The organism is Paenibacillus xylanilyticus, from assembly GCF_013359935.1.
Lineage (GTDB): Bacteria > Bacillota > Bacilli > Paenibacillales > Paenibacillaceae > Paenibacillus > Paenibacillus xylanilyticus.
This window is the reverse complement of the sequence record NZ_JABMCB010000202.1, coordinates 597700-610260: the sequence shown is the minus strand read 5'-3', so window position 1 is coordinate 610260 and position 12561 is coordinate 597700. Positions and strand designations below refer to the sequence as shown.

Below are 12561 nucleotides of genomic sequence, written 5' to 3'. Positions count from 1 at the left end.
AGGATTCGTACAGGAGCCACAGGAGTGAGAGGATTCGGCAATATAGAGGAGGGAAATCATGACTACGTTGCGAGCAGAGACTCCATTGAAGACATTGTACAAGGATGCTTTTCACATCGGAGCAGCAGTGAATACGAGAACGATCGAAAGTCAGAAATCACTTCTTGCGTATCACTTTAACAGTATAACAGCTGAGAATGAAATGAAATTCTCCAGCGTGCATCCACAGGAGGAGTTGTACACGTTTGAAGACGCAGACGTCATTGCTGCATTTGCCAGAGAGCAAGGCATGGCGCTTCGTGGCCACACATTAGTGTGGCATAACCAGACCCCGGATTGGCTGTTTGAGAATGATAAGGGCGGTCTTGCGGAGCGTGACGTATTGTTGGCGCGGCTCCAATCACACATTCAGACCGTGGTTGGCCGATATAAGGACGTTATCTATTGCTGGGATGTCGTGAATGAAGTTATATCCGATGATGCGAACGATGAGAGCGCATTTCTGCGGCCTTCCAAATGGCTGGATATTGCCGGAGAGGACTTCATCGCGAAAGCATTCGAATTCGCCCATGAAGCAGATCCGCAGGCGCTCTTGTTCTACAACGACTACAACGAGTCCAATCCGCATAAGCGGGAGCGCATCTATCGGCTCGTTCGTTCGCTGCTGGATCAAGGCGTACCGATTCATGGCGTCGGTTTGCAGGCGCACTGGAATTTATTCGATCCTTCTCTGGACCAAATGCGTGCCGCGATTGAGAGGTATGCGCAGCTTGGCGTACAGCTTCAGCTGACCGAACTGGATGTGTCGATGTTCCGCTTCGAGGACAGACGTACGGATCTGGTTCAGCCCACGCAGGACATGCTGGAGTTGCAAGCCGAACGATATGAATCCATATTCCGCCTGCTTCACGAATACAGTGAACACATTAGTGCCGTGACATTCTGGGGGGCTGCTGATGATTATACCTGGCTGGATCATTTCCCTGTTCGGGGACGGAAAAACTGGCCATTCTTGTTCGATGAGGCACAGCGTCCCAAGGAAGCCTATCAGCGTGTTGCCCAAATAGCTGCGCCCAAGTAAACATGGACTAATGAAGCATCATGAATCAGTTTTACATCGGTAGAGATGGGCTCAATAGTATATTTTATGGAAGGAGTCATTGGGATGTCCAAATTATCTAACATGCATCAACCTCTAGTCACTCATATTTTCACTGCCGATCCGTCAGCGCATGTATTCGAGGATCGCCTCTATATTTACCCTTCCCATGATCTGGATCACGATGGTCCGGTGAATGACAATGGAGATCAATACAAAATGGAAGATTACCATGTTCTATCCATGGCTGGCCCGGATTCACCCGTGACGGATCATGGCGAGGCACTGCATGTGAAGGATGTTCCATGGGCGTCCCGTCAGATGTGGGCGCCGGATGCCGCATTTAAAAACGGCACGTATTACTTGTTTTTTCCTGCGAGAGACCATGAAGGCATTTTTCGCATCGGCGTGGCTACATCACCATCACCGGCAGGTCCGTTCAAGCCGGAGGAGCATTATATTGATGGTAGCTTCAGCATTGATCCTGCCGTCTTCATTGACGAGGATGAACAGTCCTATATGCTCTTCGGCGGGCTGTGGGGCGGACAATTGGAGAAGTGGCAGACAGGTAGTTATGTAGAACATGCAGAAGGCCCTGCTTCGGATGCACCTGCGCTCGGTCCAAGAATTGCAAAGCTGAGCGAGGATATGCTCTCAATGGCTTCGGAGGCGATGGAAATTCTTATCGTCGATCAGGAAGGAAAGCCACTGACTGCAGGTAACGAGGATTGCAGATATTTCGAAGGGCCATGGATGCACAAGTATAATGGCAAATATTATCTGTCCTACTCGACGGGAACGACGCACAAGCTGGTGTATGCCATCGGAGACAGCCCAATGGGACCATTTACGTTCCAGGGAACCATCCTGCCGCCTGTTTCGGGTTGGACAACGCATCACTCCATTGTTCAATTTCAAGAGAAATGGTACTTGTTCTATCATGATTGTTCTCTTTCTGGAGGCATCGACTACAAACGCTGCGTAAAATTGGCCGAACTGACGTACAATTCGGACGGTACGATTCGTATGATTGATCCCTATCCGGAGAAGTGACAAAACTAAAGGTACTGCATGAATGGCGGAAATACCTATAATCGTGGCCTTTAAGATGCCCTTGATTGGTCGTTTGTTTCAAGGGCACAGGCACGGTTTTGAAGTTTAGAGTGTAAGAAGCAAGCTGTACTATTTTACCCTCTTTTTATGTAAGCGCTTTAATATATAGATCCTTATTTCCCTTAAACGAGCGGATTTTGCCAACCATGCATCCTGATTTACATAAAAACGTCTTTGCTAAAGCGGTTCGACCTTATGGATGGCATCAGACAAAAAATGGTTTATGCGGGCGTCCCTCATGGACTGTGTGCCAAAAGATGTTCTATAATCGTGCAAGCACGACAATATAATTGTCTACACAGATCGGTCAGGGCAGCTCGGTAAGCAAGTCCTATACTTTATCAGGTTGCTGTTAAAATATGTAAGCGCTACACTTTGAGAGAAGGAGTACGTTTGATACTGATATATCTGAAGTTTTGACTCCTTCAACATGCTTTTCTTGGATTGTAAAATCCTGCGGAAAGGATGGTGATGCTGTAACAGTTGGAAATTGGACGTGATGACCGGGATCTGCACCGAAGACACCGTTTATTCGGATATCTTCATTGTCAAAGTTGCAATAACAACACTGGAGAAAGACCCGGGGGAGGGGCTACGAAAGCCTAATGTTGGAAGCGATTGCTTCAAATAACAAGCTATTGATGAACCTCGATTATAGCGTACTTGCGTACTTGAGAAGCGCTGGAATCTTCTGTACCACAGCTACCATCCAAATGACAGGAGGGTATGGGGATAGGCGTTCACAATTCCGGGTTTCTGCTACGTCGATGAACTAAGACTCATCCAGTTCAAAGGGATAATGCATGCCATGAAGGGAGTATTACACATGATATCTTCAGCACCGGCGGGATTTGACCAATACCGAGATAACATACCGCGCGGAGTAATCGAGACGGTAGAATATCACTCCGAAACGGTTGGGAATGTACGTAAAGCAATGGTGTATACACCGCCAGAATTTTCTTCGCAGCTCACGTATCCTGTCCTTTATCTGCTGCACGGGATTGGTGGGGACGAAACAGAGTGGCACAACTATGGCGCTCCGCAGATTATTCTTGATAATCTCTACAACGACAACCTCCTTGAACCGATGATTGTTGTTTTTCCCAACGGCCGCGCCATGCCCAATGATCGCGCCGAGGGAGACCTTTTCGAGCCTGAGAAAATAAGAGCTTTTGAACGTTTTGAATCCGACTTGATTCATGACCTTATACCTTATATCGAGTCTGATTATCCCACAAATAAAACCAGGGACAACAGGGCAATTGCAGGCTTGTCCATGGGAGGAGGCCAGTCCCTGAACATCGGATTGGGTAACCTTGACCATTTTGCTTGGGTCGGTGCCTTTTCCGCAGCTCCTAACACCAAAGCCCCGGAATTGCTCCTACCCGATCCGGCAGAAGCTTCCTCACCCCTCTCGCTGCTGTGGCTTTCCTGTGGTGATCTGGATAATCTCATACAGATTAGCATTGGTTTACATCAATACTTGGAGCAGCAAGGATTAACTCACATTTGGTATGAAGAGAGCGGAGGGCATGATTGGCCGGTGTGGAAGAACGATCTATATTTATTTTCGAAACGTCTGTTCAAGTAATCTGATCCATGAAATACCCAGACCCAGGGAAATGAAAATCGGCATATGGTCAGTACTAAATCCATTTAAATATCAGGAGGTATTCTACCATGTTCAAATTCAGCAAAAAATTGTTGACGGTCGTTCTTGCAGCTTCCATGAGTTTCGGAGTATTTGCCGCTACATCAAGTGCGGCGACAGATTATTGGCAGAATTGGACAGATGGCGGAGGAACGGTCAATGCCGTGAATGGCTCTGGCGGAAATTACAGTGTAACCTGGCAGAACACCGGGAATTTTGTTGTCGGGAAAGGGTGGACATACGGTACGCCAAATCGGGTAGTCAACTACAATGCCGGCGTATTTTCTCCTTCCGGTAACGGATACTTGACCTTTTACGGCTGGACCAGAAATGCACTTATTGAGTATTACGTGGTGGACAACTGGGGGACATATCGTCCAACCGGAACATACAAAGGTACGGTAAACAGTGATGGCGGCACATACGACATCTATACAACGATGAGATACAATGCACCTTCGATTGATGGTACGCAAACCTTCCCTCAGTATTGGAGTGTCAGACAAACCAAGCGGCCTATTGGAGTAAACTCTACGATTACGTTTAGTAATCACGTGAATGCCTGGGCAAGTAAAGGGATGTATCTGGGCAACAGCTGGTCCTATCAGGTAATGGCGACAGAAGGATATCAAAGCAGCGGAAGCTCTAATGTGACGGTCTGGTAACTTTCGTTGACTCTTTCAATTGAACCAGGAGGCTATTGTAACGCATACCTTCTAGGACAGACTCAAGCAGGACAGGTTGACAGCCTGTCTTGCTTTCAATTTACGGATCGAAAGGAGACATTTGAATGAAGAAGTGGTTGGTCGTTCTTTTAATCATTGCAGTCGCTGGCCTGAGCGCTTGTTCAACAACCGGCACCGGTGTTGGCGATCATCTTGTTTTTGTGGAGGGTGGGACGTTTAAGAATAACAAGTCCACTTTTAGTGGCAAGAACATAACGCTGTCCGATTTTTATATTGGGAAATACGAAGTGACTCAGAAGGAATGGCAGGACATTATGGGCGAGAATCCGTCCGGTTTCAAAGGAGATGATTTGCCGGTTGAAATGGTGAGCTGGTATGATGCGGTGGAATATTGCAACCAACGAAGCATCAAGGAAAACCTGAAACCTTATTATGAGATCGACAAGAATACGACGGATACAAACAATAAGAATGAAAACGACCATTTAAAATGGACTATTACCATTAATGAAGGTGCTGATGGATATCGCTTGCCTACAGAAGCGGAGTGGGAATATGCCGCAAGCGGGGGTAAAAAAAGTCTGAACTATGTCTACAGTGGAAGCAATAATCCTGACGAAGTGGCGTGGTACTGGGTCAATGCTGGGGACAAGCTATTAACCGGAGACTGGAGCTGGCCGGCCATCGAGAATAATCGGAACCAAACGAAAAAAGTGGGGACGCTGAAGGCAAACGAGTTAGGAATCCACGATATGTCTGGAAATGTGAGAGAATGGTGCTGGGACTGGTACAGTCATCCCGAAAGCCCGGAGAACACTTGGCGTGTGGTCAAGGGAGGTGGCTGGATTGGCGGTGTTAACAACAATGAAATTTCCTTTCCGGGAAAATTCGATGCAAATGGGTTTGGACCCGATCAGGGTTTTCGAGTCGTAAGAGGAAAATAATCGGTCCCTTCATTACAGAAGGGCCTTTTTTTATTTTCAATGCTTACGAACCTTTACCTAATCTTGATGAGGCGCAAGTTTCATTTGTCAATCCTTTTTCGGCACGCGGATGTCCTATTCGCACAGTCAAGCAGTCCACCCAGCGCGTAGACTATAGCAGATCAGCGGATTGAGGTGATATTCCATGGCTAAAACCAATGAAATACGTGTAAAGGCAAAGAGGTATAAGGATCGGCCGGTCTGTGTGACTCTTCATAACGGTGAAACATACATCGGTTACATCTCTAGGGTGAGCAGCGGAGGCGTGGTACTTACCAATGGAGGAAAAATGTCACGTCCGGCAACAGGAGCTGGGAGTTCCCATGCTGCTAAACGAAAAGCTGGTTCGAGCGGCAAAGGCAAATCTTCGCCGAGTCGGAAACGGGTGAACAGCATGCGCAAGTCATCTATGCGATCACGTACAGCATCTCGTGCACAAGTATCATCCTTTTTACCCATGATGGGCTCGTTGTTAGGCGGTTTCGGCGGTCTGGGCGGGGCTGCTTCGGCTGGAGGCATGCTTGGTGGTGGTTTGCGTTTGTTCGGCATGATCCAGCGATTTGTGCCTGTCGTGAAAATGGGTTACGGCATGATCAAGTCCATCCAGCCGTTTATGGGTGCGGTACAAGGACTAATGGCTCCGCCTAGCCAGCAGGCAGAAGAGGAAGAGGAATAATCCAGTATCCAGCCCCTCCGGAAGACGGAAGGGGCTTTTGGCTATGAAGCGATGAAAGTCGTTCTGGATTTCACACGGATATAAAAGTATTTGAATATTTGGATAGTGGACCAGTATAAGGTAGGCTTAACTCTCTATTTACTTTGCGAGTGTACTCTTCTAACAAATACCTTTTATGATAGAGAATGCTTGTTTACTTAGAGCAAACCAAAATGGAATAAAAGGAGATGCGGGTTAAATTGAACAGAAGAAGGATATTTCAGCGAAGTGTTTCCATCGCTGTGCTAAGCAGCATGATTCTGGCAACGGGAATGCCATTTTCCTCCTTGCCTGCAGTACACGCAGAAACGGTGTCATTGACAGACAGCGGGGAACAGACACAATTTCAGCAAGCTGTAAATGTTCAGGTAAACCACACCGCTTCGGATTGGATTACCGAAATGCAAAATTATACGGTTACCGCCACGGTATATGGCACAGATCAGCTGTTGACCGGGCGCATCTCTTTTTCCGTCGATGGCCAAATGTTTGCACCCGTTGAACTCGGGCCAGTAGAACAGCAGCCAGGTACATACGCAGGGGACATTCCCGGAGAGGCACTGGTCGGCAGTGAGTTGAACTATTCCATCGATATTGTGGATTATGAAGGAAAGACCATTCATTCGGCATCATACTCCACGAGGATTCGTCCATCTATGTCCCCCATGCAGCAGAACACAGGACCAGAGCTTCTAATTACCGAGATGGTACCGGATACGACGAATGTGCCAAATGTTAGTTCAGATGCGTACGAGTTCGTTGAGGTCTATAACAATACGGATCATGATATAAATTTCAAAGACTATGTCTTTTTCTACAATAACAAGGATACGTGGAAGACAGGAGAAGGTACGGATATCATCGTTCCTGCTCGGAGCCCGATCGTATTCTGGATTTTGAACGGAAGCAACAACCATCTTACGACCGAGCAATTCAATGAAAACTTTGGGACAACCCTCATTGAAGGGGATCGCTTATTCCGCATTGAGGGTGGAGGAGGCATGGCTAACGGCAGTCTCAGATCACTTGTAATCAAGAACCAAACCAATGAGAGCATCGTTTCCGCTGCCTACGAACCGGCTCACGTTAAGGCGGATATGGGGATATTCTTCAAACATCCGGCTGCCGGAAGTACGCAGATGAGCGTCATGGAGAATTCAGGGGGAATTCCTGCCACGCCAGGCGTGATTGATCTTGCACAAGCGGTTCCGCCAGTTGTGGAGGAGGGATCGCAAACCGAAATTGTGCATGCGGTTCCAAAGGTTCCCTTGGAAATTCAGGATTTTGAGGTGAAGGCTCAGGTTAAAAATCTGGGTACGAATCCGGATGGAACCAAGCCAGCAGTTAAGTTATTATACAAAACTCCTTCCCAACATCGCTACACTGTCACGACCATGACGAATGTAACTAATACGGACGATTATACAGCAACGATTCCGGCTTCCGTGCTTACTGCTCCGGAACTCGAGTACCGAATACAAGCAGGCAACCTGGACATCCCTTATTCGGCTCAGGTACACATGGATGCGTTCGACCCATCCAAAGCACCGACGCTGCTTATTACGGAACTTGTGCCAAATACAACGAATATTACGGGTACATCTACAGACGCCTATGAGTACATCGAGGTTTATAACAATACGGACCAACCGGTTAATTTTAAAAACTATAGCCTGTATTACCGTTATCCAGACAAAGGACCCAGCGCGGACGTGGAATGGGGAGCAGTCCATCCCGATTTTGTCATTCCTGCGCAGCAGTCGGTCGTATTTTGGATTAAAAACAGCGCCAACGCTTCTTATTCCGAAAATGATTTCAATCTATTTTATCAAACCAGTCTAATCCCTAATGTTACGCTGCAATCAATTCCGAGCGATGGGATGGCGAACTCCGGTCGCCGAGCCCTTGTGATCAAAACGAATACCGGCAAGGAAATTTCTTCTGCCTATTATGATGCCGACCAGGCGTACGAGGACGGTACCAAAGGCGATGAAACGAAGGAAGACAGGGCGATCACTTACGCTTACCCTGTAAATGGCAGCACGATGATGATCAAATCCAGTTCTGGTGTGTTAGCTCCCTCGCCAGGCAGCATCTTGCCCGAACAGGTCCCTTCAGAGCCGGTTCATATCGATTTGGATGTGGTTCCGCCAACGGTTCAGGACCTGACGAACATGACCGAGGCAGATCAATCCAAAGGATTGGAGCTGACTCTCGACGCCAGCGATGACCGAGAGGTGACGTCGGTTGAGGTATTCGTTCGTTCAGACAAACAGGCCGAATATACGGCTCATCGTTTGACAGAAGACTACGATGATATGTTGTACCACTATACAATGACATCAGCTGATCTGATCGGACGCAAAACTATCGAGTATTATTTCGTCGCTTCTGATGGCGTTAATGAATCGAGAACCAAGACGACCAGCATATCCGTGACCGGAGGGGTAAGCGATGAACCGCTTCGCCTGAACGTAAATGATCAGGATACTATTAACGGTGTTTATACGATAAAAGGAACCTCGCAAATGGCAGGCACGGACATTGCCCTCAGCATTGACGGAGAAGTTCTGCCGGAAGATGATACCTTTGCCGCACTTGAGCATGATGCATACTTCGTGTTCGAAGCAGTTAATGTCGATTATTACTTTAAGAATGCTGTAACAATGGGACCATCAGAACTGGAGGATAAATCCATTCTTTATACGTTCATGGAACCCATTACGACATACACAACGTTGTCCTATCCGATCGATTCGGAACGTTTGGCTCAGGGCGACAATGTGATCTATATTCGGGCAGGTTCCAAAACTTCGCCGTTTGATGAACGTCCGGAGGAAAACAAAGATGATTTTGAAGTCAAAAACGTCCGATTGCTTTTGGCAGACGGCACTGAAATATGGGACCCGGCCTACGCTGAAAAAGAGAAACAGATCAAAATGGGTGATTCTGCCGGGAAAAGTGAATCGATTGGCTTTCATTTCGACCTAAAGCCTGAACTTTTGAAGGCTAAAGCCTATGCGTGGGACACAACCCACATCCCGGATGGCACTCATGAAGTAGCCGTAACCGATGGGGCAGAGCATGTTACGGCCAAAGTCATGGTGGATAATACGGCCCCCGAAATCACGCCGACGGTCGAAGAGGGGAAGGAATACCGTGGAGATTTCGTCATCGATGCTGAGATCAACGATGCAATAGCCGGCATGGACAAGGTTAGTGTGAAGCTCGACGGCAAGGAGATCGTTCTGCCCCTGAGAACCTCGTCTGGGCAAATGCAGGCCGGAAAGCACACACTGGAGATTCAGGCAACAGATAAATTGGGCAACGTTGCGGAGAGAACTGTGAATTTTGAAATACCCGATGAGAACCCGCTTCCACCGGAGTTAGTATCTCCCAAGCAAAATCAAACGAATGTTGGATCAGATGCCAATCTGACAGTTAAAGTTCAGGACCCAAGCAACGACGATATGGACGTGACATTTTACAGAGGTTACAAATACGATGGAAGCCGAGCCGAAGGCTTTACGGGCTATATGAACACTTCCGTTACCGAGCCGCCTAAAGAAATGACTCCTTCGGGAGAAAAGGCCATGAATGCAGAGGATTACAGGAAGATCGCCGAAATCGACGGAATATATCTCGTTAATGACTCGGTGGAGCAGTTCCCTTACCAGCGCTTTGAAGTAAAGATTGATCCATCCGTGAAAAGCACGGATCGTGTCGAAATCGAATGGCAGGGCAAGTCACTTGAAGACAGGAAAGTAAGCTTGTATGCCTGGAGCATGAGCGAGCAAAAGTGGAATCCGTTGGATCAAGTTATTGCTGGTACAGGAGATTTTGAATTAAAAGCTGTGGTAAAAGCGGGTGATTATGCGAAGGATCACATCATCCAGGTTATGGTGCAGGATGAACTTGTGGAAAAAGCTGAGACCACAGGCAGCAAACCAACTCCGGAGTCACAGGATCCGTACGATTTTTCGTTTGTTTGGATGTCGGATACGCAGTATTACTCCCAGAGCTATCCGCAAATCTATCAAAATATCGTGAACTGGATCGCCGGGCAAAAAGAAAACATGAACATCAAATATGTTATTCATACGGGGGACGTCGTCGACAAAGCGGATCAGGAATACCAATGGATCGAGGCAGACAAAAACATGAAGGTGCTTGAGGATGCTTCAATTCCGTACGGCGTATTGGCAGGAAATCATGATGTTGGACACCAGGACAACGATTATGCCAAATTCCAGCAGTACTTTGGAGAGGACAGATTCAAAAATAATCAGGTATTTGGCGGGTCATACGAGAATAATCGTGGACATTATGATTTGGTTTCAGCGAACGGTAATGATTTCGTCATTGTTTACATGGGGTGGGGGCTTGGAGAGGAAGAGATTGAATGGATGAACGAGATCGTCTCCAAGTATCCGGAACGCAAAGCGATTCTCTGTTTACACGAATATCTGCTCGTATCCAATAACCGTTCACCGATTGCAGACCAGATTTATGAGAAGGTCGTAAAACCGAACAAAAATGTGATTGCTGCCCTTTCCGGACACTATCACGATGCAGAGCTTAAGGTTGATCAGCTGGATGATAACGGAGACGGTATTCCTGACCGCAACGTCTATCAAATGCTGGCTGACTATCAAGGAGCGGCAGAAGGCGGACTTGGCTATATACGGCTTATGCAGTTTGACATGGCTAACAATAAACTTCATATCAAGACGTATTCGCCTTATCTCGACGATTACAATTACCACGATCCCGAGACGGAACAAGGCAAAGACGAATTTAGCCTGGATCTTGGTCTGGCACCAACAACGAAGCGAGTAGCCACGGATTATATCGGGGTACAAGTTTACACGGATCAGGAAATAGGCTCTAAGGCTAACATTGCGAGTGGGCAAGAAGCTTCTGTGGATTGGAAGCGGCTTTCAAACGAGAACTACTACCAGTGGTACGCCAAAGCAGAAGACAAATATAGTGGAAGTGCCCTATCAGATATTTGGGGGTTCCATACAGGGACTTCTTCTCCGGGGGAACAAACACCTGGTAATGGAGGAGGTACAGGTAACGGAACCGGTAATCAGGGAACTCCTACGGATAGCTCCAACGAGTCCAATCCCCCAGCAGCGATTAGCAGCAACGGCCGAATTACGCTTGGTGCATCTTCCGATGGGACCTATCGTGCAGATTCACATGAGATGGAGCAAGCCGTTACTTCAGCAAGTGGCGGGAAAGTAGTCGTTTCACTTGAAGACAAGCAAGAGCCGGACGGGCAGTTTGATGTGTATCTTCCTGCAGAAGCGGTGAAAAAGGCGAAAACAAGCGGACTTTCAATCGTGATTTCAATGTCGGCATTAGAAGTTACGATCCCAGCTGCTTCCATGCCGCAGCAATGGGGAGGGGCGGATCAGCTGCTGCTGCGCATGACTACTTTAATGAATGATGATATGAAGCAGCTGTTGAGTGACCGTCTAAGTGAGTCACAGCATTATTCACGCACGGAGATTGGGCAATCGCTGCGCATGTTTATGCTCCAAGGAGAAAACGAGACGGAGGTTAAGGTATTCGGTAGTCCGGTCAAGCTTGAACGGACATTGACGGCCGAACAGCAAAAGCAGATTCAATCGGAATATGCTGGCGTTTATCTGCTTGGGAAAGAAATTGAATATAAAGGCGGTCGCTTCGGAAGCGGAACCGTGACATTTGAGGCGGACCATCCAGGTCTATTCGCCATTCTGGAATATCATAAACAGTTCAAAGATATGAAAGACTCTTGGGCAGAGCGTTACGTCAATACATTAGTGGCGAAACATCTCATCCAAGGTATGGATAATGAGAATTACGGTCCTGCCTTGCAGGTAAGTCGGGGCGATTTCATTACCCTGATTATGCGTGCTGCAGGGTTGAGTTCTTCGGAAAAAACAGTGGGTTATACCGATGTTTCCGCAGACGCGTATTATGCTGCAGCTGTGGCCGAAGCAACCAAACTCGGTATCGTGCAAGGAAGCGGTAATCTCTTCAGGCCAAAAGATTCCATCAGCCGGGAAGAGGCAGCCGTGATTTTGATGAGAGCTTCCGAAGTGTTGTTTGATGTTCAACAAGCAGACATAGTGAAATCTTCGTTCTCGGATCAAATCCAAGTATCTTCTTGGGCAAAAGAAGCTGTCCAGCACGTCAATGGACTGGGATTGATGACAGGCAAAGCGCATCTTCGGTTTGACCCAAAAAGTAAAGTCACACGTGCAGAAATGGCTAAAATCGTGTATATGCTCATAAATAATTAAACAACTTAAATCCTG

7 protein-coding genes are annotated in these 12561 nt (G+C 47.4%); all 7 read left to right on the top strand.

All coding sequences use genetic code 11. The features are described from left to right. The first annotated feature begins 58 nt into the window (after nucleotides 1-58). The 7 genes from HP552_RS29320 (at nucleotide 59) to HP552_RS29290 (ending at nucleotide 12546) form a co-directional block, all read left to right on the top strand. Nucleotides 59-1081, top strand: coding sequence for an endo-1,4-beta-xylanase (locus HP552_RS29320; RefSeq protein ID WP_175398882.1), 1023 nt, complete (start codon nucleotides 59-61; stop codon nucleotides 1079-1081). 84 nt (nucleotides 1082-1165) lie between these two features. Then, a complete protein-coding gene (locus HP552_RS29315) occupies nucleotides 1166-2152 on the top strand; it encodes a glycoside hydrolase family 43 protein (RefSeq protein ID WP_175398881.1) in 987 nt (328 codons plus the stop codon). Nucleotides 2153-3038: 886 nt separating this feature from the next. Continuing rightward, nucleotides 3039-3806: an alpha/beta hydrolase gene (locus tag HP552_RS29310; RefSeq protein WP_175398880.1), complete on the top strand. Its 768-nt coding sequence runs from the start codon at nucleotides 3039-3041 to the stop codon at nucleotides 3804-3806. A gap of 89 nt (nucleotides 3807-3895) precedes the next feature. Further along, a complete protein-coding gene (gene xynA / locus HP552_RS29305) occupies nucleotides 3896-4531 on the top strand; it encodes an endo-1,4-beta-xylanase XynA (RefSeq protein WP_175398879.1) in 636 nt (211 codons plus the stop codon). Nucleotides 4532-4656: 125 nt separating this feature from the next. Next, complete coding sequence (locus HP552_RS29300) at nucleotides 4657-5496, top strand: formylglycine-generating enzyme family protein (RefSeq protein WP_175398878.1); 840 nt, start codon at nucleotides 4657-4659, stop codon at nucleotides 5494-5496. 184 nt (nucleotides 5497-5680) lie between these two features. Beyond that, entirely contained in the window at nucleotides 5681-6211 is a 531-nt protein-coding gene (locus HP552_RS29295; protein WP_175398877.1) for a hypothetical protein, read from the top strand. 239 nt (nucleotides 6212-6450) lie between these two features. After that, nucleotides 6451-12546: an S-layer homology domain-containing protein gene (locus HP552_RS29290; RefSeq protein WP_175398876.1), complete on the top strand. Its 6096-nt coding sequence runs from the start codon at nucleotides 6451-6453 to the stop codon at nucleotides 12544-12546. The last annotated feature ends 15 nt before the right edge of the window (nucleotides 12547-12561 follow it).

Bases quoted from the DNA above. Each gene is read 5' to 3' on its own strand.
- HP552_RS29315 (WP_175398881.1), top strand. From the start codon at position 1,166: ATGTCCAAATTATCTAACATGCATCAACCTCTAGTCACTCATATTTTC.
- HP552_RS29320 (WP_175398882.1), top strand. From the start codon at position 59: ATGACTACGTTGCGAGCAGAGACTCCATTGAAGACATTGTACAAGGAT.
- HP552_RS29295 (WP_175398877.1), top strand. From the start codon at position 5,681: ATGGCTAAAACCAATGAAATACGTGTAAAGGCAAAGAGGTATAAGGAT.
- xynA (WP_175398879.1), top strand. From the start codon at position 3,896: ATGTTCAAATTCAGCAAAAAATTGTTGACGGTCGTTCTTGCAGCTTCC.
- HP552_RS29310 (WP_175398880.1), top strand. From the start codon at position 3,039: ATGATATCTTCAGCACCGGCGGGATTTGACCAATACCGAGATAACATA.
- HP552_RS29300 (WP_175398878.1), top strand. From the start codon at position 4,657: ATGAAGAAGTGGTTGGTCGTTCTTTTAATCATTGCAGTCGCTGGCCTG.